We start from the raw sequence: 23,897 nt of genomic DNA, 5'->3' as shown, positions 1-23,897 counted from the left end.
GCGTCAGGAGGCAGAGTCAGGAGGCGGGGTCAGGAGGCGGGCCGCAGGACCTCGTGGCCCCGCTGGGCGAGCAGCGCCTCGCAGCCGCCCACCGCGTCCACGTGCAGGGTCACGACCGGGCCGCGGCTGGGCACGTCGTCGCTCCAGCGGCCGGTCTCGTCGGGCTCCAGCTCGCGCAGCACCCCGCTGACCAGCACCGTCCACGACGAGGAGCGGCCGGCGCCGCTGAGCTCGAGGGTGACGCGGGCACCGAGACGGGCGCCGTCGGCGAGGTCGGGGTCGGGGCAGCGCACGGCGAGCACACCGGGGGCGAGCGGGGCGTAGCCGACCGGGACGACCGCCGTGCCGGTGCCGGTGGTGCCGGGCAGCGTCGTCAGTCCGTGGTCGTGCTCGAGCAGCACGGCCCAGCACTGGGCGTCGTCGAGCTGGTGGCAGGCGTGGGTGGAGCGCATGGCGGGCCTCCAGGGGGAGAGGCGTCGGCCGGTGGGCGGAGCCCGTCGGCGTCAGTGGGGAAGGGTGGTGACGCAGACGTTATCGACGCACCAGGCCCCTGCGCCGGGGCCGATGGTCCCGGGACCGTGGGACCGGAGGACACCCGTTCGCGCAGGTGACGGGTGCTCAGGCGCTCGGGACCCGGCCCTTGGTGAGGAAGACCTCACGGCCGGTGACGACCGCGGGCTCGATCTCGATGACGTCCCACTTGGGGGAGGGCACCCAGGGCACCTGCTCCAGCTCGGCGTACTGCTCGGCTCGCGCCTCGCCGACGATGTGCGCCCGGCCGCGCAGCAGCACGGACCAGCCGAGCTCCTCGCCCCAGCCGTCGATCTCCAGCGCGACCTCGTACTCCAGGGCGGCGGAGAGCAGCTTGTTGCCGGCGTCCGTGCGGATGGCCGGCCGTGAGTCGACGACCACGTAGTTGACCGGCACGACGTGGATCTCGTCGACGAGCCGGTAGCCGAGGCGGCCGATCTCCTGGGACCGCAGTCGCGCCCAGCACTCCTCCTCGCTGAGCGGGGCGACGGGGTTGTCGATCGAGACGCTGCTCATGATGGCCTCCGTGGGCTCTGGTCCTGGTGGTAGTGGTCGTGCTTCGACGCTAGGACGAGCCGGTCCCGGGTGTCAGGGGAGGCGTCCCCCCTGGACCGGGACCTCTGCCCGGGCCCGGCCGGGCCGTCCGGCCCCTGCCCTCGGGTGAGGCCGCCCGCGGCCGCCGCGCCCTAGCGTCGGGGCGTGCCCACGAAGCCCGCGACCGACCCCGCGCAGCGCAAGGTCGCCCTCGTCCTCGACGCCGGCGGAGCCCGCTCGGCCTACCAGGTCGGGGCCCTCGAGGTGCTGCTCCCCGAGCTCGAGCGCCGCGACCTGAGGCCCACGGTCCTCATCGGCACCAGCGCCGGTGCGCTGCTCAGCGCGGCGCTCGCCGGCGTGGCCCACCTGCCGGCCGACGAGCAGGCCCAGGGCCTGCGCACCGTGCTGGAGGGCGCGGTGAAGAAGAACGTGATGCGACCGATCTGGCGCCAGGCCCCCGAGGTGCTGCTCCGCTACGCCTCCGAGACCGTGGGGCTCAGCGGCTTCCGGCTGCGCGGCTTCCTGGGCACCCAGCCGCTGGCGCGGACCCTGGGCCGCTCCATCGACTGGGACCGGGTGAACGAGAACGTCGAGAGCGGGCTCGTCTCCGCGCTCGCCGTCACAGCCACCGCCGTCCGCACCGGCCGCGTCACCCTCTTCGCCCAGACCGCGCCCGCCGCGGTCGGTGGCCCGGAGGCGCTCCCCGCCCTGGACGAGGCGCACAACCGGGCGTACGTGCCGGCCCGGCTGGGCGTCGAGCACCTGCTCGCCTCGTCCGCGATCCCCGTCCTGTTCCCCTCGGTGCGGGTGCGCGAGCCGGCCGAGGCCGAGGGCTGGTACGTCGACGGTGCTACCCGCCGCCGCAACCCGCTCGTCCCGGTCCTGGAGCTCGGGGCGGACGCCGTGGTGGCCGTGGGCACCGGGAGCATGCGCCCGCCGGCGGCCGACACCACCGCCGACCAGCGCCCCGTGGACCTCGGCGACGGCGGGGCGACGCTGCTCGGCGCCGTCATGGACGACCCGCTGCGCCAGGACGTCCGCCGCGTGCGCGAGACGAACGCGATGCTGGCGGACGAGGAGGTCGCGACCGCGCTCGCCGGCTACCGGGAGCGTCAGGGGCTGGCGCCGCTGCGCCCGCTGCCGCACGTCGCCCTCGCGCCCGAGCGGGGCGACGAGCTGGCCGACGTGGCGATGGAGGTCTACCGCGCCAACCACGGCTCCCTGCGGGGGACCGCCGCCGACCCCGACCTGCAGATGGTGCACCGGCTGCTCGGCAGCGACTCCCCGCTCCAGGGAGAGCTGCTCTCCTACCTGCTCTTCGACACCGACTTCTTCGACGCCGCCGCGGCCCTGGGCAAGCGCGACGCCGAGGCGTGGGTCGCGGAGCACCCCGACCTCTGGTCCGTCTGACGGGCCCTCTGAGCCGGGTGGTGCCCCTCGTGGCCCCGGCGCGGCGTCAGCGCAGCCTGCCCACGTAGGCGGCCGCGCGGCGCACGTCGGCCAGCCGCGCCTCCCAGGTCAGCGCCACGGCCCCGAGCACCAGGCCGGCGAGCACGAACGGCACCCACCGGGGCCCGGCGGTGAGCCAGGGCGTCGCCTCGCGCCCGAGCAGGACGAGGCCCACCACCGCCCCGGCCAGCACGGGTTGGGACAGCCGCAGCCGGACCCCGACGAGCACCAGCGCCAGGCAGGCCAGGCCCAGCAGCAGGGCGCGGGTGCTGAGCGGCTCGCGCAGGCTGAGCCACAGGCTGGGCAGCAGGGCCAGCCACAGCCCGGCGGTGAGGGCCCGGCGGGTCGAGACCGCCGGGTCGCGGAGCAGGAGCCAGGCGCCGTGCAGGAGCAGCCCGGCGGCCAGCGGCAGCGTGTACGCCTCCGGCGTCCGCACGCCCGAGCGGTGCAGGAGCAGCCAGGTGCCCGCGGTGACCAGCGCCGAGGCCACCCAGCCGGCCCAGCGGCGGGTCGGCTGCGCGGCGGCGTGGCCGGCCACCACCGCGCCGCCCGCGACCAGCTGGAGGGCGAGCGCGGCACGTGGCTCGGCGACCACGCTCACGGTCATGAGTGTCCCCACCGGGACGGAGGCGGCCACGACGACCTCGAGGAAGGGAACGGGCTCACGGCGCCGCACCGCGGCGACCACCACGAGCAGCGCCGCCCCGAGCAGCAGCACCGGCCCGCTCACCCGGAGACCGGGGCCGCCGGGCAGCGTCACGAGCACCGGCACGGCGGTCGCGGCCGCGGCCCAGGCGCCGGCGGCGAGGACGCCCGGCAGCAGCGTGCCCGCGGCCGGTGCGGTGCGGGTCGCGAGGAGTCCGGCGGCGAGCGCCGCGGCGGCCAGGAGCACCAGGGTCACCGCCGCCAGGCCGTGGGAGGGCAGCGCGCCGAGCGTCGCCAGCACGGCGAGCCCGCCCGCCATCGCTCCGCTGAGCGGGGTGACCCGCCGCAGCGGCAGCGCGAGCAGGAGTCCGGCGGCGAGCACGGCCAGGAGCAGGACGGGCAGCCACCGCGGCACGCCCCCACCGAGGAGGGCGCCGGCGCCGAGGACCAGCGCGCCCCAGGCGAGGGCGCGGCGCGTCCCGGTGCGGGCCCGCTCCCCGAGGGGACCCGACGCGCGCAGGAGGGGCAGCCACGGGAGCAGCGCGAGAGCGGCCGCGACGAGAGGGACGGGCGCCGTGGCCCGTGCCGCGGCCGTGGCGAACCCCCCGACCTCCTCGGTGGCCGGCCGGCTCAGCCACTCCTGGCCGAGCAGGTCCACGAGCCCGACGAGCAGGTTCGCCAGCGTGACCAGCGCGGCGAGGAGGACGACCACGCTGGCCGCCCCGCGCTGCCCGACCGGCGGTGGCGCGGACGCGTCCAGCGCGGTGCCGGCGCCGCCCACGACCGCAGCCGCGGCGGCCGCGAGGAGGGCGCCGACCAGCGGGTCGGCCCGCCCGTCGAGGGCGGTGCCGAGCGCGGCACCGGTCAGCGCCGGCACGGCGGCCGCGCTGACGACCAGGGGCACCGGGAGGTTGCGCAGCACCGCGGCCACGCCGACCACCACGAGCCCGGCGCCCAGCACTCCCGGGGCGACGAGCAGCGCGTCGCCGGCCCGACCCTCCGCAGCAGTGCGCTCGGGCAGCGGTGCGACCACGCGCGCCAGGGCCTGGGTGCCCACCACCGCCTCGAGCAGCAGCGCCGCGAGCAGCGTGCCTCGCAGCCCGGCGCGCGTGACGCCGAGGGCGGCGGCCAGGGCGTCCCCGGGCAGGAGCAGCACGGTGACCAGCGCCAGGGCGACCAGTGCCACGAGGCTCGCGCCGGCCGAGGGCGAGCCCAGACCGACGCCGACCCCCGCGCAGACCACTGCCGCGCCGGTGGCCGGCAGCACCCGTGCGGGGTCCGCCGGGAGGCGGACGGCCAGGACCACACCCAGCAGCGCCCAGGCCACCACCACGACGACCAGGTCGGTGCCGAGCAGCAGCAGCCACGCGGTGCCAGTGACGGCGAGCACCCAGCCGGTGGGGCGCAGGGCCCGGGGAGTGGCTCGCTCGGGCCGGCGGGGCAGCGCGAGCCGGACGAGGACGGGCACGAGGACGAGCGGGACGAGGAGCAGCGCCGCGACCAGCCAGGCCAGGTCGGGCAGGTCGGCGCCCCGGCCGTCGGTGGTGGGGTCGAGGCTGACCAGCGCCGAGGACTCCCAGGGGCTCGGCAGCGACGTGAACCAGACGGCCGGTAGCGCTACCAGGCCCGCCAGCACCAGCGCGGCACCGCCGCCGACACCCAGGCCGAGGCCGCGGCCGGCGCGGCGCCACGGGTCGCGAGCCGGGGAGGGAGCCAGGGCGGCGAGCACCGTCAGCACGAGCGCGACCACGGTGGCCACGAGCACGGTGGTCTCGGGCCGCGCGGTGAGGGCGGGCCCGACGAGGCCGAGCACCCCGAGCGCGAGCGCGACGAGGGAGGACGCCGCGCGACCCCACTCCCGCAGCTGCCCGGTCCCAGCGCTGGTGGACCGGGTCGACGCGTGGGGCACCAGGAGGGCCCAGCCGAGCGCGGCGAGGAGCAGGCGTGCGGCGATGCCGGGGTACCAGTCGCCGTCGTCCACGAGGGCGACGAGGGCCTCGGTCAGCAGGGAGGCGGAGGCCGGCGCCGCCCCGGCGACGAGCACGACGGCCGTCACCACGAGCCTGGCCCGCAGGGTCCGGCCCAGCAGCGTCAGGACCGGCACGGCCAGGGCGAGCACCCAGAGCGCGGCGGTGAGCACGGCGACGTCGTCGGCGCCGGCGCGACTGCGGGCGCCCCCGGCCGCGATCGCGAGCCCGAACGCCGCGAGCACGGTGCCGAGCCCCAGCATCACCTGCGAGGTGACCAGCGGCGGCAGGGGCGGCCGCGGACGCTCCACGGACCCGGCCCTGCGCTGGAGGAGGAGCAGGAGCGCCGGGACGACCGCGAACGCCGCCCCCACGAGGGCAGTCACGAGCCCCGGGTCGGGGTCCGCGCCCAGCCACCCGGCCGCTCGGGCACCGAACGCGTCCAGCCCGGCGAGGCCGGCCGCCACGAGCGCGGCCGACTCCGCCGCACCGCGGAGCCGCGCCCGCACCGCCAGGTGCGCGCCCGTGGCGGCGAGCGCGGTGACGAGCAGGAGCAGCGCCGTCTGGGCGCCCACCCCGAGGCGCGTCCAGGTGACCGCCATGAAGATCGCGGCGCCGAGCAGCAGGCTCACCACGGCCAGCGTGAACAGCAGGCGTGGGACGGTGGCCCCGGTGAGCCCGGTCCGGGGTGGAGCGGCCGCAGGGGCCGCAGGGGCCGCAGACGGGGGAGGGGTCGCCACGTCCGTGGCGGCGACCGGGGTCGGCCGGGGCAGTGGCGGGGACCAGGCCGCGGGGTCCGTCGGAGCAGCAGGGGACGCTGCTGCGGCGGCCGCTGCGGCCGCTGCGGCCGCAGCCTCGGCGCGGCGGTCGCGCTCGGCCCGCATCCGGTCGAGGGCCGCGTCGGCCCGCCCGAGCGCGTCGAGCAGTGTCGTGGCGTCAGTGGTGTCCAGCGGCAGCGCGCAGGCGGGGCACTGCCGCGGCGCGGGGCCGAGCCGAGCGCCGCAGTCCGGGCACCGGGACGGGTCGGAGAGTCGTCGGTGGCCGCCGTCGCTCGAGGCTCGCCCCGACGGTCCGGTCGGAGGTGCTGTCGGGTCCGTGGTCACGACCTGCCTCCTCGGCTCCGGCGGCGCACGCCGCGTGGACCTCCATCATCGCGCAGCGCGGCCCCGCGCGCGGGACCTTCTCCACAGGCCCGGGGCACCGACCCGGCCCCGGCCGGAGCGGCACCGGGGCCGGGCAGGGCCGGGTCGGGGCCCGGGTCAGCGGGACGTCGCGCGGCGGTACCGGTTGACCGAGAGCGGCACGAAGACCACGAGGATCAGCACCACCCACAGCAGCGTGTAGAGCACCGGGTGCTGCATCGACCAGGCGTCCGGCGCCGAGGCCGGGCTGGTGTTGCCGAACAGCTCGCGGCTGGCCTGCGTGAGCGCGGAGACGGGGTTCCAGAGCACGAACTGGCGCAGCACGCCGCTGAAGGACTCCAGGGGCACGAACGCGTTGGAGACGAACGTCAGCGGCATGATCACGATGAAGCTGGCGTTGTTGATCACCTCGACGCTGGGCACCAGCAGGCCGACGTAGGCCATCACCCAGCTCACCGCGTACGCGAACAGCAGGAGCAGCCCGAAGCCGGCCAGCATGTCGAGCACGCCCTCGCGCACGCGCCACCCGATGAGCAGCCCCGTGAGCGCCATGATGATCAGGCTCAGCACGTTGTAGACGACGTCGGAGGTGGTGCGGCCGACGAGCACCGCCGAGGGCGACATCGGCAGCGACCGGAAACGGTCGATGATGCCCTTCTGCATGTCCTCGGCCAGGCCGGCGCCGGTGAACGTGGCCCCGAAGACCACGGTCTGGGCGAAGATGCCGCCGATCAGGAACTCGCGGTAGTTGCTGCCGTCGCCGGGGTCGATCGCGCCGCCGAAGACGAACGCGAAGAGCAGCACGAACATGATCGGACTGATCAGCACGAAGACGAGCACCTCGGGCACCCGCTTGATCTTGACCAGGTTGCGCTGGGCCACGACCCAGCCGTCCTCCAGCGCCCCCAGCGGGCCGCGGCCGGCGCGGGCGAGGGACGCCTTCTCGGTGGTGCTCATCGGGTGGCCTCCGCGGTCTCGTCGCTGGTGTCGGTCTCGGCCGCGTGGCCGGTGAGGGTGAGGAAGACGTCGTCCAGCGTGGGGCGGCGCAGCCCCACGTCGAGGACCTCCACGCCCGGTAGCTCCTGGACGCCGGTGAGCACCCGCTGGAGGGCGAGGACGCCGCCCTCCACGGCGGCCGTCAGCTCGCGACCGTTCTCCTCGACGCCGACCTCGCCGACCGCCACGGTGGCCAGCACCGACCGGACGGCCTCGGCGTGCGACCCGTCGGCGAGCACGATCTCGACCCGTTCGCCACCGGTGCGGGCCTTGAGCTCGTCGGCGGTGCCGCGGGCGATCTCGCGGCCGTGGTCGATGACGACGATGTCGTCGGCGAGCCGGTCGGCCTCCTCCAGGTACTGCGTGGTGAGCAGCAGCGTGGCGCCCCCGGCCACGAGGTCGCGGATGACGTCCCACATCTGCAGCCGCGAGCGCGGGTCCAGCCCGGTGGTCGGCTCGTCGAGGACGAGCACCGGCGGCGAGGCCACGAGCGCCCCGGCCAGGTCGAGGCGACGACGCATGCCGCCGGAGTAGGTCTTCGACGGTCGCCCGCCGGCGTCCGTGAGGTCGAACCGCTCGAGCAGCTCCTGGGCGCGCTCGCGCGAGCGCTGACGCCCCAGGCCGTAGAGCCGCCCGACCATCACGAGGTTCTCGAACCCGGTCAGGTGCTCGTCGACGGCGGCGTACTGGCCGGAGAGGCCGATCCGCGAGCGGACGAGGTCGGGGTCGGCGAGCACATCGGCGCCGGCGACCGTGGCGGTGCCCGAGTCCGGGCGCAGGAGGGTGGTCAGGCAGCGCACCGAGGTGGTCTTGCCTGCACCGTTGGGGCCCAGGAGCGCGAGGACGGTGCCCTCGGGCACGTCCAGGTCGAGGCCGGAGAGGGCCTCGACGTCCTTGAAGCGCTTGGTGAGCCCGCGGGCGGAGATCATGGCGGTCATGGGCACCTCGCGTGGTGAGCGGGGAAGGAGTCGCGACCGGACGCCCCGGCCACGCTCGGCACCCTAGGCACGCCCTCCGACAGCGGCTACACAGATTTCTCCCGCCGCAGGTCAGGCGATGCCGCGCTCGGCTTGCTCGGCGTCGATCTTCTTCTTGGCGCGGCTGACGCCCGGCACCTTCTCCAGCACCTCGTTGAGCTCGCGCGCGACGCCGAGGAGGTCGTGCACGTCGGGCGCGACGGTGCCCAGCGTGCTCAGCACCGGCAGCACCTCGCTCTCCATCTTGTCGGCCACCTCGGGCAGCTGGTCGACGAGCTTCACCAGGGCGGCCACCTCGTCGGGAGAGGTGGTGTCGGCCAGCTCGCGGGCGATGGGCACCAGCCGGTCCAGCACGGGGCCGAGCTCGGTCAGCCGCGGCTCCAGGGAGTCGACCAGCGCCTCGATGCGGGCGACCTGACCGGCGGCACCGACGAGCAGGTCCTCGCCGCTGCGGCGGGTCGTCTCGATCCGGGCGATCAGCTCCTCGGCGGCCAGCCTGGTGGACTCGATCCGGTCCAGCAGGCCCTCGACGGTCGGCACGAGACCGACCACGCGGGGCAGCAGGTCGAGCAGCTGGGAGACGGGGTCGAGGGGGTTGGGCAGGCGCACCGGCCCAGGCTCCCAGCGGGCGCGCCGGGTCGGTTCACCCCGCCGTCCTGCGGACCCTGTGGGGCGGAGCCGGGTGGGTGGGAGGAGTGTCAGGAGAGGTCGGTGACGGCCAGGACGTCGGGGTCGGCGAGCACGTCCACCTCGCGCACCCGCCCCGCCGCGTCCAGGGCCAGGCCGACGACCGCGCGCACGCCCCCGTCGTCCCGGCGGACGACGGCGGGGTAGCCGTCCAGCCGCGCGGCCACCGCGTCGGCGAGCAGCGGGGAGAGGGCGGCGGCCACGGCGGCGGGGCCGCTCAGGTAGGCGGCGTCGAGCAGCCCGGTCAGCGGTCCGTCCGGGTCGGCGGCGGCCGGGTCGGCGCGCAGCACGACCGCCGGGGAGAGCAGCGGCTCCAGCCCCGCGGGGGCGGCAAGGGCGGCCGTCACCACGGCGTCGAGGGCGAGGTCCTCGGCCCGGTCGGCCGCGTCCCGGTCGAGCCGCTCGATGCCGGCGTCGGCGGCCCGGCGCAGCTCGGCGAGCCGGCGGCGCGCGCGGTCGGCCAGCTGGCGGCACGCCATGGGCGTGCGACCCAGCACGCCCGCCACGTCCTCGAAGTGGTCGCCGAAGAGGTCGTGGAGGACGAACGCGACCCGCTCGGCCGGCCGCAGGTGCGCGAGCAGCTCGCGGGCGGACGCGGTGAGGGTGAGCGCGTGGGGCCGGGCGGCGGCCGGGTCGTCGGGGACGTCGAGGTAGAGGTCCGCGAGGTCCTCGGGGCCGACCAGCGCGGCCGGCTCCAGCGAGGCGTCGGCGGCGCGGCGCCCCGGCGAGCGCTCCAGCAGCAGCCGCAGGCAGGCCCGAGCGACCTCGGTGCGTGCCCAGGTGGCGAGGTCGAAGACCTCGGCCGGGTCGGCGTCGGCGGCGCGGCGGCCGACCTCGGTGACCACCGGCTCCGCCTCGGTGCGCGTGCCCAGCAGCCGCACGGCCACCCGGAGCAGGGGCTCGTGCAGCCCCTCGAGGGGCTCGTGGTGCTGGTCGGGGTGCTGCTCGGACGGGTGCTCGGGCGTCGCTGCCATCACCCCTCCATGCTGCCAGCCGGGCCGTCCCGGCACGCCCGAGGGGACCCCCGCCGCGCGCAGCCGAGGGGGTGAACGGGGCGGGCTAGCGTCGGGGGCATGACCCCGAGCGACCTGCTGACCGACGCCTTCTCCCGCTCCCTGGAGTCGGTGACCGCCGCGGTCGAGGGCCTCACCGACGACCAGCTCGCGTGGCAGCCGTCGCCGGGGGCGAACTCGATCGCGTGGCTGGTCTGGCACCTGACCCGCGTCCAGGACGACCACGTCGCGGACGTGGCGGGCACCCCGCAGGTGTGGGAGGCGCAGGGCTTCGCCGACCGGCTGCTGCCCGGCTTCGGGGCCGGGGTCGAGCGCGCGGACACCGGGTACGGCCACACGGCCGAGCAGGTGGCCGCCGTCCGGGCCTCGGCCGCGGACCTCCTGGCCTACCTCTCCGCCGTCACGGAGGCCACCACGGCCTTCCTGGCGACGCTCTCGCCGGCCGACCTCGACGCCGTCGTCGACACCCGGTGGGACCCGCCGGTGACCCTCGGGGTGCGGCTGGTCAGCGTCGTGGACGACGACGCCCAGCACGCCGGCCAGGCCGGCTACCTGCGCGGCCTGCTCGACGCGTGAGGGCGGCGCGGCCGCTCAGACCGTGCGCGTGACCCGGTAGCGCACGAAGGACGGCACCAGCAGCGCGGCCACGACGATCCCGACCACCACGAGCACGCCACCGCCGGCGGCGGCCGCGGCGGCCCCGACGGAGGCGGCCGCGACGCCGTGCGCCGTGTCGGCCACGCGCGGCCCGCCCGCGACCACGACGATGAAGACGCCCTGGAGCCGGCCGCGGACGGAGTCCTCCGCCGCGCTCTGGAGCATCGAGGTCCGGAAGGCGGCCGAGGCCATGTCGGCGGCCCCGCCGACCACGAGCATCAGCAGGGCGACCAGCAGCGCCACGTGCGAGCCGGCGCCGGTGGCGGCCCACACCGCGAGGCCGAAGCCGGTCATCGAGGCGCCCCAGACGGCGATGCAGACGAGCACCGCGAGGCCCTGCCGCTCCACCCGGGACACCCAGCCGCTGAACACGCCGCCCAGCACGGCGCCGGCGGGGATGGCCGCGAACAGCAGCGCGAAGACGATCCCGCCCTCGTCCGGGCCGCCGAAGTCGACGTGCGCGATCTCGGGGAACAGCGCGCGCGGCATGCCGAAGACCATCGCGACCAGGTCGACCACGAAGGACATCAGCAGCACCGGCTGGTGGCGCAGGTAGGCGAACCCGTCCACGACCGCCCGGATGCCGGGGGCCTGCGCGGCCCCGCCCTCCACGGCCAGGGACGGCAGCCGCAGCACCGCCCAGAGGGTGGCGAAGAGGAAGACGGTGTCGACGGCGTAGAGCCAGGCGAACCCGGTGAAGGGGATGAGGACGCCGGCGACCAGCGGCCCCGCGATCGCACCGGCCTGCATCACCGTCATGTTGAGCGAGTTGGCCGCGGGCAGCTGCTCGGCCGGCAGCAGCCGAGGGAGGATCGCGCTGCGCGTGGGCTGGTTGACCGCGAAGAACGCCTGCTGCACCGCGAACAGGCTCAGCAGCAGCCACACGTTGGTGGAGCCGGCGAACGCCTGGGCGGCGAACAGCCCGCTGGTGACGATGAGCCCCACCGTGGTGACCCGCAGGATCGCGCGCCGGTCGAAGACGTCGGCCAGGGCGCCGCCGTAGAGGCCGAAGACCACCAGGGGCACCAGCCCGAACACGCCGGTCAGGCCCACGTAGGCGGACGAGCCGGTGTCGGCGTAGATCTGCGCGGGCACCGCCACGATCGTCAGCTGGGCGCCCACGACGGTGACGATGTTGGCCGTCCACAGCCGCCGGAAGTGCGGCTCGGCCAGCGGGCGGGTGTCGGCCAGCGCGGCGCGGAGACGGGTGCTCACCGCCGCACTGTGCCACTGCAGGTGGTGGACCTCGGCATCCGTCCTGCGGGCCGTCGCGCGGCTGCGGCACGGGTCACTCCCAGCGCCGCCGGAGCAGCGGGACGGGGCGGCCGGGCGCACCGGTGGAGACCGCGCGCCGAGGTCACGGAAGGAGCACGACCCCGCACAGGGGCTTCGGCAGGGTCGGCAGGACGGTCTACGGTGGCCGGGCCCGGGTGCCGGACCATCGCCGCCGTCACCCCCAGAGCCAGAGGAGCTTTCCGTGCCCCCTGCCGGCGGACCCGCCCAGGACCTGCTGCGTCACGACGACGCGTCGCGCCCCAGCACGGCCGGCGAGCACCCCGGTGGCCTCGGCGTGCGCTGCTCCGGCGTCGTCCACCTCTACCGCACCTTCGAGGGGCACGACGTCGTCGCGCTCTCCGGCGTCGACCTGGTGATCCGGCCGGGCGAGCGGGTCGCGTTCCTGGGGCCCTCGGGCTCGGGCAAGTCGACGCTGCTCACCCTGCTCGGCGGCATCCAGAAGCCCAGCGCGGGGCGGATCTTCCTCGGCGAGCACGAGATCTCGCGGATGCCCGAGCCGGAGCTCGCGGCGCTGCGCTCGCGTCGGGTCTCCACGATGCTCCAGGGCGCCACCCGCAACCTGCTGCCCTACGCCACGGCGCGGCAGAACGTCGGCTTCGCGCGGCTCGCGCTGACCCGGGCCGAGCGCAAGGAGGCGGTGCCCGAGCGCGAGCTGCTCGCACGCGTGGGGCTGGAGGAGGTGGCGGACCAGGTGGTCACCACGCTCTCCGGCGGCCAGCGGCAACGGCTCGCGCTGGCCTGCGCGGTGGCCTGCGGCCCGCAGCTGCTCCTCGCCGACGAGCCGACCAGCCAGCTCAGCCACGCCGACCGCGACGCCGTGGTCGCGCTCCTGCACGACCTCGGCGACGAGCTCGGCACCACCGTCGTCGTGGTCACCCACGCCCCCGAGGTCGCCGACACGTTCCCCCGCACCGTCACGATGAAGGGCGGCCGCGTCGGTTCCGAGGGCCACGCGGGCGCCGAGTACGTGGTGGTCGGCGCCGAGGGCGTCGTCCACCTGCCCACGCACCTGGCCGAGGAGTGGCCCGCCGGCACGCTGGTGCGGATCGAGCCGGAGGACGTGGACCGGCTCGTCGTCTCCCGCGGGGCGGGCGACCAGGACCAGGGCCCGGACCGTGGACGGGGCCCGGACGCCGGCGGGGCCGGTGGCGGGATCTCGGAGACGCTCCAGAACGACCGGAGGCACCCGTGAGCACCACCGAGCCCACCACCCCCGAGCAGACCGCCGATCAGAAGAACGCCGAGCAGAAGACCGAGGGCGCCTCCGGCAGCCCGCTGGCCGAGCAGCCCGTCGCGGCCCCGGCCGACCTGGTCGTCACCGGCGTGACCCACGAGGCCGGCCGCCGCACGCTGCTCGCCGACGTCGAGGTCCGCTTCCCGGCCGGCTCCATGACCGCGCTCTCCGGGCCCAGCGGCTCGGGCAAGACCACGCTGCTCTCCGTGGCCGGCGGGCTGCTGCGTCCCACCGCCGGCTCCGCCACCCACGGCGCCGAGCCCACCTGGACGGGCACCGGCGACCCGCGTCCGGACGTGGCCTTCGTGCTCCAGGTCTACGGCCTGGTGCCCGTGCTCTCGGCGGCCGAGAACGTCTCCGTGGCGCTGCGCGCCCGCGGGGTGGCGCCCGAGGCGGCGGACGAGCAGGCCCTGGCCGCGCTGGCCCGGTTCGGTATCGCCGACCTGGGTGCCCGGCAGGTCGAGGAGCTCTCCGGCGGGCAGATGCAGCGCGTCGCCCTGGCCCGCGGGCTCGCGGTCGGTGCCGCGGTCCTGCTGGCCGACGAGCCCACCAGCGAGCTGGACGAGACCAACCGCGGCCACGTGCTCGCCGAGCTGCGCCGCGAGGCCGACCGGGGCGCGGTCGTCGTGGTCGCCACGCACGACCCGGCCGTGGTCGAGGCCTGCGACGGCCACGTCGCCCTGGACGACGGCCGGGTGGTGCTCGACGAGGCAGCCGAGGCGCCCCAGGACCGCTCCACCCAGGACACCTCCGCGACGGACACCCCCGCGACGGACACCCCCGCGACCGACACGGACGAGGCTGCCCCCGGTGAGGTCCCGCCCGTCGAGGGCGCACCGGTCCCCGAGGCACCGGCCGCCGCTGCGGAGCCGGAGACCGACGACGACCACGCCGCGTTCCGCCGTCCGCCGGGAGCACCGTGACGCGCACGCTGCGCGGTGCGTGGTCCCGCCGGGGGACCCTGCTGCCGCTGCTCGGCCTCACGGTGGTGGTCGTGGCCGGGGTCGTCTCCGTGCTCGGCGTCGCCGGCGCCACCGGCACCTCCCGCGCGCTCGCGCTGCCCCTGCTCGTGCTGGGCGCGGTCGCCCTGCCCACCACCGGCCGCGAGCTGGCCGTGGCGCGGCGCGGCGAGATCGCCCTGGCCCGTCTCCGCGGCCACGAGGGCGCCCCGCTGGTCGCGCTGCTGAGCGCCGAGCCGCTGCTGGTGCTCCTGCTGGGCGGTGCGCTGGGCGTCGTCGCCGGGCTCGGGGTCGCGCTGGTGGCCGTGCCCGCGTGGACGAGCGAGCCGGCCTCCGTCGTCCTCACCGCCCGGGTGCTCGTCGGGGCGCTGGTCGCGGCCGTGGTCGTGCTGCTGGCCGGCCTGGTCGCGGTGGGTGTCGGCATGGTCTCCGCGTTGCGCGAGCCGTTGGCCGACCAGGTCGGCGGACGCCCGCGGCACGCCGCCGCCGGTGCGGCCGCCGCCTTCGGGCAGGTGCTCGTCGTGGTCGCGGGCGCGCTCGCCTGCTACCGGGCCGTGGTCGCCGGCCAGGACGGCACGGGCAGCGGCAGCGGGACGGGCGAGCCCGACCTCGTGGTCCTGGCCGGCCCGGCGCTGGTCGGGCTCGCGGTCGGTGGCCTCGTCCTCGTGCTCCTGCGCGCCGGCGCCCGTGCGCTGGTCCGCCGCCGCGACGCCGGCCTCGCGGGCTACGTCGCCACCCGCCGCCTGGCCCGTACCGCCGACGCGGCCGCGGCCGTCCGCGTGCTGGTGGCCGCCGCGGTCGTCGCGGGCCTGGCCGTGAGCGCCGCGTCCGACGTCGACGCGTGGGTGGAGGACACCGCCCGCCTCGAGGCCGGCGGGCCGGTCGTGGTGCGCGCGAGCGACGACGTGGACCTGGACGCCGCCGCGCTGCTCGCGCTCACCCGCAGGCTGGACCCCGCCGGCACCTCCCTGCTGCCCGTCGTCACCGTGCCCGGCACCGGCTCGGCCCCCGCGCGGCGGGTGTACTGGGACAGCGCCCGCGCCGGCGCCGTGCTCGGCGACTTCTACGACTCCACCCCCGCCGCCGGCGTCGCCGACCTCGGCGACGTGCTGGGCGGCAGCGAGTCCACCACCCTCGTGCAGGGCACCCGGCTGACCGCCACCGTCTCCGGCGTGAGCGCCCGCAGCCGCGGCCGGGTACGGCCCGAGGTCGTCGTGGAGCTGGCCCGTCCCGACGGGCGCGGCCTCACCGTGATGCTGGCCGGACGGCTGCCGAGGAGCGGCGAGCCGCTGACCCTGACCCGGCGGGTGGCCTGCACCGACGGCTGCACCCTCACCTCGGTCACCCTGGCCCGCCCCGACGGCACCTCCACGCTCCCGTGGCTCCTGCGCGACCTGCGGGTCACGGCCCCGGGTGCCGCGGACGAGGACGAGCAGGCCGGCGACCTCCTTGCCACGCGCCTGGGCGCCTCGACGACGGGCATCACCTTCGAGCGCGGCGGCGTGCTGCGCCGCCCCGACCACGTAGAGGAGGGCGAGGTGCACGCCCCGCCGACGGTCACCTCGGACGGCCTGCTGGCCACCGCGACGCGCGACCCGCTGACCGCGGTGCCGCTCACAGCCGAGGGCGCTGTGCCCGTCGTCGCCACCGACACCGCCCTGGCCTCCACCAGCGGCCTCACCTCGACGCAGGTCGAGGACGGGGAGACCTTCGGCGACGACCCGGTGGCCGAGTCCCCGGGCGGCGACGACCTGGACGCGGTGGTCGTCGCGTCCGCGCCGGCGCTCCCGCTGGTCGGTGCCGACGGCCTGCTGATGGACCTGCCACGCGCCCTCGAGGGCGCCTCGCCGACGGTGCCGCTGGCCCAGCTGAGCGTGGTGGCGGCGGCCGGCACCTCCGACGACCTGCTCACGCAGGTGGCCGACGCGCTGGGCGCCCAGCCGCGGACCCTCGCCGACGTCCGGGCCGACGTGGAGGCCGGTACCGGCGCCGTGCAGGCACGCGTCTACCTGCTCATCGCCGCCTTCTGCCTGCTCGCCGCCGTGCTGGTGCTCACCACCGCGGTCGTGCGCGAGCGGCGCGGGTGGGTGCGGGACGTGGCGGCCCTGCGCGTCGCGGGCGTCCCGATCGCCACGCTGCGCGACTCGGTGCGGCGCGAGGTCGCGGGCCTGCTCGTCCTGGGGGCCGCCGGCGCGGCCCTGGGCACCGCGCTCTCGGCGGCCCTGCTGCTGCCCTCCCTCGGCCTCGTCCGGGTGCCGGACCACGGGCTCGCCCTCGAGCCGGGGGTGACCACCGGCCCGCTCGTCGTCCTCGCCGCCGTCGTGGCCGTGGTGGTCGTCGCGGTCGTCGGCCGCGGCCGCTCCGTCGGGGCGGTCTCCACGCGGCCGGGCCTGCTCCGCGAGGAGGCCCGCTGATGGCCCGCCTGCCCGTCCAGGCCGGCACGCTCTGGCGCGGTCTGCGCTCGCGCGGCCTGCTCTCCCTGGGCACCGTGCTGCTGACCGCGGTCGCCGTGGCCTCCGCGGTGCTCGGCCCGGCCTTCGCCGGCGCCGTCACCTCCTCCTACCTCGTGCGCAGCCTCGCCGAGGCGGCCACCCCGCTCACCGGCCTGACCTGGCAGCTCAGCCCGGGCGGGGACGCGGGCACCGATCCCGTCCAGGCGCAGGCCGCGGCCGCCGACGCCGCGCAGGCGCTGATCGAGGACGCCGGCGCGGACGCCGCCTACGCAGCCCCGCGCACCAGCCTCGTCAGCGGCCCGTTCGAGGCCCTGGGCGGCGAGGTGACGCTCCTGGCGGCCGCCGACGCCTGCGACCACCTGCAGGTGACCGGCGACTGCCCCGCCGACAGCGACGAGGTGCTCCTGCTGGCCGGCGACGCCGCCCGCACCGGGCTGGGGATCGGCGACCGGGTGCGCCTGCCCGGGTACGCGGGCGAGGTGCGGGTCGTCGGCACCTACGCGGCCCCCGGCGCGGACGAGGCTGATTTCTGGTTCGACGTCTCCCGGTTCTCCTCCGCCCCGCCGACCGAGATGGGCGCCGCCCCGCAGCCCTACCGACCCGCCCCCTTCGTCACGGTGCCGGCCGCGTTCGACCGGCTCGGCTGGCTGGGCCACCCCTGGACCGTCCGGGTCGACGCGCGCCTCGACCCGCCCGCCGACCTCACCGTCGACGACCTGCCCGCGATCGAGGCGGTCTCCGAGGGCCACGGGTCGGACGACAGCGTCACCGGCGTCGCGGTCGCCGCCGGCACCCTCACCCCGACCGGCATCAACGACGTCGCCACGGTGATCGCCGACATCACCGACGAGCAGGGCACCGCCGCGGCCTCGATCGCCCCGGCCGTCCTCTCCCTCGTGCTCGTCGCGCTCGCGCTGCTGCTGCGACTGCTGACCGCCGCGGCCGACCTGCGCACCCCGGAGATGGCCCTGGCCACCCTGCGCGGCCTCCCGCGCCGCGGCCTGTGGCGCCTGGGCCTGGCCGAGCCGCTCACGCTGCTCGGCCTGGCGGTGCCGATCGGCGTCGCGCTGGGTGTCGCGACCACGGTCGCGCTCCAGCGCGCCTGGCTGGTGCCCGGGCTGCCGCTGCGCGTGCCGGTGTCCTCCGTGGCCGCCGGGCTGGCCGTGGTCGTGGGCTCCGTGGCCGTGGCCGCACTGGCGGTGCGGCTCGTGCTGCGCACCGGCCTCGACGAGCAGCTGGCCGGGGTGCGCCGCCCCGGCGCGAGCCGGCGCTCGGCCGTGCTGGCGCAGCTGGTGCTCGTCGCGCTCGCGGTGGCCGCCGTCGTCAGCCGGCTCACCTCCGGGAGCTCGGACCCCGACCTGGTCGACCTGGTGCTGCCCGTGCTGCTCGCGTCCGTGGCGGGCCTCGCCGCCAGCCGGCTGACGCAGGTGCTGGCGCGCTGGGTGACCCGCCGTCGTCCGCACGGGCGCTCGGTGGCCGGCTGGGTCGCGGCCCGCACCCTGAGCCGCCGGCGCGAGGGCACGCTGGTGATCCTGCCGCTCACCGCGGCCGTCGCGATCGGCGTGTTCGGCGCGGGCGTGGACCAGAGCGCGGCCGAGTGGCGCTCCAGCGTCGCCGCCACCCGCGCCCCGGCGGACCAGGTGTGGACCTCCCAGCTGGGCCTGGAGGAGACGGTCGCGCTCACGCGTCGGCTCGACCCCGACGGCGAGTGGCTCATGGCCGCCGGGGCCTTCTACACGACCTCGGAGTCCTACGCCGTGCTCGACACCGACCGGCTGGCCGCCGTGGGCCGGTGGCCGGACTCCTGGACCCCCGGCACCGACGCCGAGGAGGTCAGCGACCTGCTGCGCCCGCCCGGCGAGATCCCTGAGGTCGCTGGCACCAGCCTCGGCGTGGACGTCACCAACGACCTGACCTCCGAGGAGCCCGTCGTGGTGCGCCTCGACCTCGTCTCCGACGGCGGCGACGGCCACACGGTGTACTCCCTGCCGCTGCCCACGGGCGAGACGACCCGCCTCGACCTCGACCTGGAGGGCTGCGCCCGAGGCTGCCGCCTCGAGGGCGTCACCATCGGCACCACGGTGGCCCGCCCCACCCGGCTCACCGGGAGCCTCACGCTCAGCGGCCTCACCGCCGACGGCGAGCCGGTCGCGGACTGGCTGGGACCGGCCGACTGGGGTGTCTCCGCAGATGCCTCCAGCCCCGAGGTCGTCGAGGGCGTGGAGGTCACCGACGACGCCCTCACCGTCGACGTCGACACCGGCGAGGACACGGCCATCGTGCAGCTCTCCACCGGCGGCCTGGGCGCCGCGCTGCCCGTGGTCGCGGGCGTCGACGCCCCCGCCATGGGGGACGACGCGCAGGCCATCCGCACCCGCGGGGACATCTACTCCACCGGCGTGCTCGAGGCGAGCTCGGTGCCGTTGCTGGGCCCCGTCGGCCGGCTGGTCGACGTCGACACCCTCACCCTCGACCGGTCGCTCTACGACCAGGGCACCCAGACCTACGTGCTCGCCCGCGACGGCCTGCCCGCGCCGCTGCGTCGGGCGCTGCTGCGCGCCGGCGTCACCGAGGACACCACCTACGCCGAGGTGAAGGCCGGCCTCGACTCGACGCCGTACGCGCTGGCGCTGCGGCTCTACGCCGTGGTCGCGCTGCTCGTGCTGGTCATGGCCCTGGCCTCGCTCGCCGTCTCCACCGCCGTGCAGCTACCGGCCCGGCGGCGGGACGCGGCAGCGCTGCGCGTCGTCGGCGTGCCGCGCCGCGCGGTGGCGCGGGCGGTCCTGCTCGAGCTGGGCGTCGTGCTCGGCGGCACCGCGGTGGCCGGCCTGCTCGCGGGCACGCTCGCCCAGGTCGTGGTGCTGCGGACCCTCGTCCTCGGCTACGTCGACACCCTCTCCACGCCGGCCCTGACCAGCGGGGTCGACGTCGTCCGGCTCGTGCTGCTCGCCGTCGTGGCGGCCGTCGTCCTGGGTGTCGTCGCCGGCACCAGCGCGGTGCTCACCGTCCGCGGTGCGCGGGGTGCGGTGCTCCGCGAGGACGGGAGGTAGCCCGGAGAACGCACTGATCCCCAGAGGCACAGGAGGTGTACCTCTGGGGATCGTGCTCTCCCGGACTCGCGACATGTCGCCGGAGGCGACCGATCAGTGCAAGCTCCAGCCACCCTCCGGCAGGTCGAGCGCGGCCTGGGGGCCCCACGAGCCCTGGGCGTAGGGCTGCACCTGGGGGCGGTCGTCGAGCAGGGGCTGCGCGACCTGCCAGATGCGGTCGACCTCGTCGGCGCGGGTGAAGAGGGTGCGGTCGCCGCGCAGCACGTCCAGCAGGAGGCGCTCGTAGGCCTCGAGGGGCTCCTCGTCGTGCTCCTGCTGGCCCATGTCGAGGGTCATGAAGGAGCGGCCGAGGGTCATGTCGGGGCCGGGGTTCTTCGTCTGGAGCGCGACGCGCATCTTCGGGTTGTCGGAGAGGTCGAACTGGATCTCGTTGCAGGCGGTGCGGCCGGCGAAGATCTCGGTGTCGGGGGTCTTGAACCGCAGCGTGATGACCCGCTGGCCGCTGGCCATGGCCTTGCCGGTGCGCAGGTAGAACGGCACGCCCTGCCAGCGGTCGTTGTCGACGAACGCCTCGATGGCGACCATCGTCTCCACCTGGCTGTCCGGGTCGACGCCCTCCTCGTCGCGGTACCCCTCGAACTGGCCGAAGACGGCCCGGGAGGGGTCGAGCGGGCGCATCGCGGCGAACACGGCGGACTTGGCGTCGCGCAGCGCGTCGGCGTCGAACTCGCCCGGGTCCTCCAGCGCGACGAAGCCGAGCAGCTGGGAGAGGTGGGTGGAGATCATGTCGCGCAGGGCACCGGTGCCCTCGTAGAAGGAGGCCCGACCCTCGAGCCCGAGCTCCTCGGGCACGTCGATCTGCACCGAGGAGACGGTCTCGTGGTTCCAGGCGGGCTCGAACAGCCCGTTGGCGAACCGCACGGCGAGCAGGTTCTGCACGGCCTCCTTGCCGAGGAAGTGGTCGATGCGGAAGACCTGCTCCTCGTCGGCGACCTCCTTGAGGGCGGCGTCGAGCTCGCGGGAGGAGTCCAGGTCGAGCCCGAACGGCTTCTCCACCACGAGGCGGCCGCGCTCGGTGATCTCCTCGCGGCCCAGCATCGCGATCATCGGCTTCATCGCGGCCGGCGGGATGGACATGTAGACGAGGCGGCGGACCTCGCCGACGTCGTCCGCCATCTGCTCCTCGGCGGCCCGCACGGCCTTCGCGAGGTCGGCGCCGTCGTCGGCGTCGGAGGTCTGGAAGGACAGCCGGCCGAGCAGGTCGTCGGCCACGCCGCCGTCCAGGTCGTCGACGAACTCCTCCAGGGCCGAGCGGATCTGGTCCCGGAACTCCTCGTCGGTGCCGGGGGAGTGCCGGCCCGAGCCGATGATCGCGTACTCCTGCGGCAGCCGACCGGCCGCGGCGAGGTGGTAGAGGCCGGGGAAGAGCTTGCGGGCGGCCAGGTCCCCCGTCGCCCCGAAGAGCACGAGGACGTGGGGTCGCAGCGCGTCGCCGGACTGCTGCTGCTCGGACATGTGGGTACCTTCTGTCGGTGGTGGGTCAGGACGGTGAGGACGTCTGCACCGCCCCCTCCTCTCCCTCCACAGAACCCCGTACGGTCGTTCCTCCCACCACCCTGCTGGTGCCCGGGGCCTCACCCCGTGGTGTGACCCTGGTCGCCGCAATTGTGGGTTGGGTGTCCCCAAATGGCCTCTGACCTGTCATATTGCTGTCATGAGCATGAGCAATGACAGCGCTGCCGAGGCCATCGGGGCCTACTTCGGCGGCAACGTCTTCATCGACGAGCCGACGTGGAGCACCGTGCTCCTCGAGAAGGCGTCCGAGGTCTACGACAGCGTGGACGAGCTGCTGTCGGCGCTCGACCTGATGAACCTGCGCGCGGAGACGGCCCCCGTACCGTCCACCGACGACGACGTCTGACCGACCTCGGCACCACCCCCACCAGCAGCACCCTGAGCACCACCACCCCTGAGCACCACCTCCCCCACGACCACGACGAGCGGCAGCCCGACCGGGCCGCCGCTCGTGGTGCCTGAGCCCTCCTGCTGAGTCCACCTGTGCAGGGCTGCCGGGGGCTCAGCAGTAGTTGCGGACCTTGCTCCGGCCCATCAGGCGGTCGGCGAGCAGGTCGCACCAGGACCCGGACGCGTTGCCGCCGTTGACCTCGCCGTCGGACTCGCCCGGGTGCTTGACCCACAGCCGCCCGTCGAACGCGCGGCGGAACAGCAGCCGCGGCCCGGCGCCGATCCGCGCCCACGTCGGGTTGATGACGTCACCGTCCACCGGGTCCTTCGCGCCGTTGCGCGAGGTGTCCACGACGTAGTGCACGCCCGTGACCCCGAGGGCCTTCAGTCGCCGCACCAGGAAGCGGGCGTAGCGCTTCTCGTCGCCGGTGGGGCGGAAGTTGGAGACGTTGGTGGAGAAGCCTCGGGCGTACTGGACGCCCGCGCGCTTGAGCAGCCGCGCCCGCTTCTTGTACGGGGTCCAGCCGGAGTGCCCGGCGTCGAGGTAGACCCAGGCGCCGGCCGCGGAGAGCCGCTTGGTGGCAAAACGCATCAGCTCCGGCCAGGGCTTGGTGCCCTCGCAGCTGTGCTGGCCGTAGAACGGCAGCGCGTCGGGCTCCAGCACCAGCAGCGGCTTGCTGCCCTTGATGCCCTCGGCCAGCTTGCTGACCCACCGCTTGTAGGGCCGCTTGCCGCTGGCGCCACCGCTGGACCAGCCCCCGCAGTCACGGTTCGGCAGCGAGTAGACGACCAGGATCGGGGTCTTGCCGGCGTCCTTGGCCCGTCGCAGGTAGGCGCGGGCGACGCCCTTGATCTCGCGGGTGGCGTAGTAGTCGTGGGAGAGCCACAAGGCCTGCGCGAACTTGGCGATGCCGCGGTAGCGCCGGCCCTGGCCGTGCACGGGCATGTGGTCGTCGACGAACAGGCCGAGCCGGCGGCGGGGGTCCTTGCGGGCGGCGGTGCTCGTGTCGGTGCTCAGGCTGCTGAGCCCGGTGCTGGTTCCGGTGTTCAGGCCGGTGTTCTGGGCGGTGTTAGGGGCGGTGTTCAGGGCGGTGGTGGCGGTCGTCGCGGCGGGGGCCTGCGCACCGGCGGACCCGGTCGGGAGGAGGCCGAGCAGCACCGCGGCGGCGGTGAGCCCGACGAGCCCGAGGAGGGTCGTCCGGGACGAGGGCCCCACCCGGCGTGCACGCCGGTCGGGGAGGGGCACCGCACCAGGGTAGGGACGAGGCGGCGTCGACGTCCCGCCAACGGGCAACATCCGCGCACGGGTCCCCGGCCGGGGCTGCGCCCGGGACGGTCGTCCTCGCAGGGCGCGGTCGTGCTCCCGTCGTGCGGACCCGTACGGGGCGTGGCTCAGGCCGGCGCGGCCACGGGCAGCGGCTGGTCGTCGTCGCGCGGGCCGAAGATGCACAGGGCGTCCAGCGCGTCGGTGTCGAGCAGCCCGTCGAGCCAGCCGGCCATCTGCCGGCGGGAGCGGCGGGAGAACGCGCCCCGGAACAGCTCGTACTCGTCCAGGGCGAGCACGGGGTCCTCGGGTCCGCCGGCCCCGTAGACGGCAGCGCCCACGGTGACGCGCGCCGTCACGGTGCTCAGCAGGCCGGGGGCCACCGCGTGCGCGACCGGCCGCCACAGCGCCGGGTCGGGCCGCCCCGTCCCGAGGGCCTCGCAGAGGTCGGCGTGGTGGACGCAGACGTCCCACACGACGGCGGGCCGCGACGCGTCGGCCACGAGGGCCCGGACGGCGGGCACGTGGCCGCGCAGCTCGGCGAGGTGCGCGGCCACCGGGGCCTCGGCGCGCGTGGCGACCTGCCGGGCCGTCCAGGCGGGGCTCGGCGCACCGGCCATGTCCGCCTCGTCGCCGGAGACGTTGTCGGCGGCCACGCCGGCGAGGTGGGCGAGCACGTCGCGCGCACGCCAGGCGGGCGTCGCCGGGACGACGACCTCGAGCGCGTCCGGCCCCTGCTCCTCGAGCATCTCGGTGGCGAGGTCGGCGACCGCGGCCACCACGGCGGCGTACAGCGCCCCCCAGTCGGTCATGGCCCTGCCTCTGCGTCGGTGGTCCGTGCGGTCCGAGCAGCGTAGAGGAGGCGCCCGCTCCGCGGTGCTCACCCGCACCTCTTGGCAGCGGCCGATCATCGGCGTACAGTCGCGATATATCGCCAACAGATCGTTCCGAAGGGAGCGACACCACGAGAACGAGGAACCACAGATGAACGACGACACCTTCGACACCAGTCCCGCCGACGGCCCGCTCGACGGGGGCCGCGGCCGCCCGGGGCGTGGCGGGCCGGGCGGCGGCCGCC

18 protein-coding genes are annotated in these 23,897 nt (G+C 76.2%); 7 read left to right on the top strand and 11 right to left on the bottom strand.

The window, feature by feature from the left end; translation table 11 throughout:
• Window positions 1–29 precede the first annotated feature (29 nt).
• Together M8330_RS11585 and M8330_RS11580 are read right to left on the bottom strand one after the other, a co-directional pair.
• The gene (locus M8330_RS11585; protein ID WP_250827451.1) at window positions 30–452 is read right to left on the bottom strand and encodes a hypothetical protein; all 423 of its coding nucleotides are present in this window, start codon (window positions 450–452) and stop codon (window positions 30–32) included.
• 166 nt (window positions 453–618) lie between these two features.
• Window positions 619–1,047, bottom strand: a complete 429-nt coding sequence (locus tag M8330_RS11580; RefSeq protein ID WP_250055788.1) for a pyridoxamine 5'-phosphate oxidase family protein — start codon at window positions 1,045–1,047, stop codon at window positions 619–621.
• 183 nt (window positions 1,048–1,230) lie between these two features.
• Between M8330_RS11580 and M8330_RS11575 the strand changes: the two genes are divergently transcribed.
• Window positions 1,231–2,475: a patatin-like phospholipase family protein gene (locus M8330_RS11575; RefSeq protein ID WP_250827450.1), complete on the top strand. Its 1,245-nt coding sequence runs from the start codon at window positions 1,231–1,233 to the stop codon at window positions 2,473–2,475.
• A gap of 46 nt (window positions 2,476–2,521) precedes the next feature.
• Here the strand turns inward: M8330_RS11575 and M8330_RS11570 are convergent, their stop codons facing one another.
• The 5 genes from M8330_RS11570 to M8330_RS11550 form a co-directional block, all read right to left on the bottom strand.
• Window positions 2,522–5,758 carry an SCO7613 C-terminal domain-containing membrane protein gene (locus M8330_RS11570; RefSeq protein ID WP_250827449.1) on the bottom strand — a complete coding sequence of 1,079 codons (3,237 nt, stop codon included), beginning with the start codon at window positions 5,756–5,758 and terminating at the stop codon, window positions 2,522–2,524.
• Between the two features lie 627 nt (window positions 5,759–6,385).
• Window positions 6,386–7,225 (bottom strand): ABC transporter permease, encoded by an 840-nt coding sequence (locus tag M8330_RS11565; protein WP_250827448.1) that lies wholly within the window; start codon window positions 7,223–7,225, stop codon window positions 6,386–6,388.
• On the bottom strand, window positions 7,222–8,202 hold the full coding sequence (locus tag M8330_RS11560) for an ATP-binding cassette domain-containing protein (protein WP_250055781.1): 981 nt from the start codon (window positions 8,200–8,202) through the stop codon (window positions 7,222–7,224). Before M8330_RS11560 ends, M8330_RS11565 begins: the two co-directional genes overlap by 4 nt.
• Window positions 8,203–8,313: 111 nt before the next feature.
• Entirely contained in the window at window positions 8,314–8,850 is a 537-nt protein-coding gene (locus tag M8330_RS11555) for a hypothetical protein (RefSeq protein WP_250827447.1), read from the bottom strand.
• A gap of 89 nt (window positions 8,851–8,939) precedes the next feature.
• Window positions 8,940–9,902, bottom strand: a complete 963-nt coding sequence (locus tag M8330_RS11550) for a sigma factor-like helix-turn-helix DNA-binding protein (protein ID WP_250827557.1) — start codon at window positions 9,900–9,902, stop codon at window positions 8,940–8,942.
• Between the two features lie 99 nt (window positions 9,903–10,001).
• Between M8330_RS11550 and M8330_RS11545 the strand changes: the two genes are divergently transcribed.
• The gene (locus tag M8330_RS11545; protein ID WP_250827446.1) at window positions 10,002–10,517 is read left to right on the top strand and encodes a mycothiol transferase; all 516 of its coding nucleotides are present in this window, start codon (window positions 10,002–10,004) and stop codon (window positions 10,515–10,517) included.
• A gap of 15 nt (window positions 10,518–10,532) precedes the next feature.
• On the opposite strand, the gene M8330_RS11540 is transcribed toward M8330_RS11545, so the two are convergent.
• Window positions 10,533–11,813 carry an MFS transporter gene (locus M8330_RS11540; protein ID WP_250827445.1) on the bottom strand — a complete coding sequence of 427 codons (1,281 nt, stop codon included), beginning with the start codon at window positions 11,811–11,813 and terminating at the stop codon, window positions 10,533–10,535.
• Window positions 11,814–12,075: 262 nt separating this feature from the next.
• Here M8330_RS11540 and M8330_RS11535 point away from each other — a divergent pair, with 262 nt between their 5' ends.
• From M8330_RS11535 to M8330_RS11520, 4 genes are read left to right on the top strand one after another with little or no spacing between them, the layout of a single operon-like run.
• The gene (locus M8330_RS11535) at window positions 12,076–13,086 is read left to right on the top strand and encodes an ABC transporter ATP-binding protein (protein WP_250827444.1); all 1,011 of its coding nucleotides are present in this window, start codon (window positions 12,076–12,078) and stop codon (window positions 13,084–13,086) included.
• Entirely contained in the window at window positions 13,083–14,051 is a 969-nt protein-coding gene (locus M8330_RS11530; RefSeq protein ID WP_250827443.1) for an ABC transporter ATP-binding protein, read from the top strand. Before M8330_RS11535 ends, M8330_RS11530 begins: the two co-directional genes overlap by 4 nt.
• On the top strand, window positions 14,048–16,501 hold the full coding sequence (locus M8330_RS11525; protein ID WP_250827442.1) for a hypothetical protein: 2,454 nt from the start codon (window positions 14,048–14,050) through the stop codon (window positions 16,499–16,501). The genes M8330_RS11530 and M8330_RS11525 overlap by 4 nt, the downstream gene beginning before the upstream one ends.
• Window positions 16,501–19,590, top strand: a complete 3,090-nt coding sequence (locus M8330_RS11520) for an FtsX-like permease family protein (protein WP_250827441.1) — start codon at window positions 16,501–16,503, stop codon at window positions 19,588–19,590. Before M8330_RS11525 ends, M8330_RS11520 begins: the two co-directional genes overlap by 1 nt.
• 93 nt (window positions 19,591–19,683) lie before the next feature.
• Here the strand turns inward: M8330_RS11520 and zwf are convergent, their stop codons facing one another.
• Window positions 19,684–21,105, bottom strand: coding sequence for a glucose-6-phosphate dehydrogenase (gene zwf / locus M8330_RS11515; RefSeq protein WP_250827440.1), 1,422 nt, complete (start codon window positions 21,103–21,105; stop codon window positions 19,684–19,686).
• A gap of 199 nt (window positions 21,106–21,304) precedes the next feature.
• Between zwf and M8330_RS11510 the strand changes: the two genes are divergently transcribed.
• Window positions 21,305–21,511 (top strand): hypothetical protein, encoded by a 207-nt coding sequence (locus M8330_RS11510; protein WP_250055761.1) that lies wholly within the window; start codon window positions 21,305–21,307, stop codon window positions 21,509–21,511.
• A 156-nt stretch (window positions 21,512–21,667) separates the two neighbouring features.
• Here M8330_RS11510 and M8330_RS11505 read toward each other — a convergent pair whose 3' ends face one another.
• A complete protein-coding gene (locus tag M8330_RS11505) occupies window positions 21,668–22,801 on the bottom strand; it encodes a glycoside hydrolase family 6 protein (RefSeq protein ID WP_250827439.1) in 1,134 nt (377 codons plus the stop codon).
• A gap of 146 nt (window positions 22,802–22,947) precedes the next feature.
• Window positions 22,948–23,631, bottom strand: a complete 684-nt coding sequence (locus M8330_RS11500) for a hypothetical protein (RefSeq protein WP_250827438.1) — start codon at window positions 23,629–23,631, stop codon at window positions 22,948–22,950.
• Window positions 23,632–23,897 lie beyond the last annotated feature (266 nt).

The organism is Nocardioides bruguierae (assembly GCF_023656415.1).
Taxonomy (GTDB): Bacteria; Actinomycetota; Actinomycetes; order Propionibacteriales; family Nocardioidaceae; genus Nocardioides; species Nocardioides bruguierae.
This window is presented reverse-complemented; position numbering and strand designations above follow the sequence as displayed.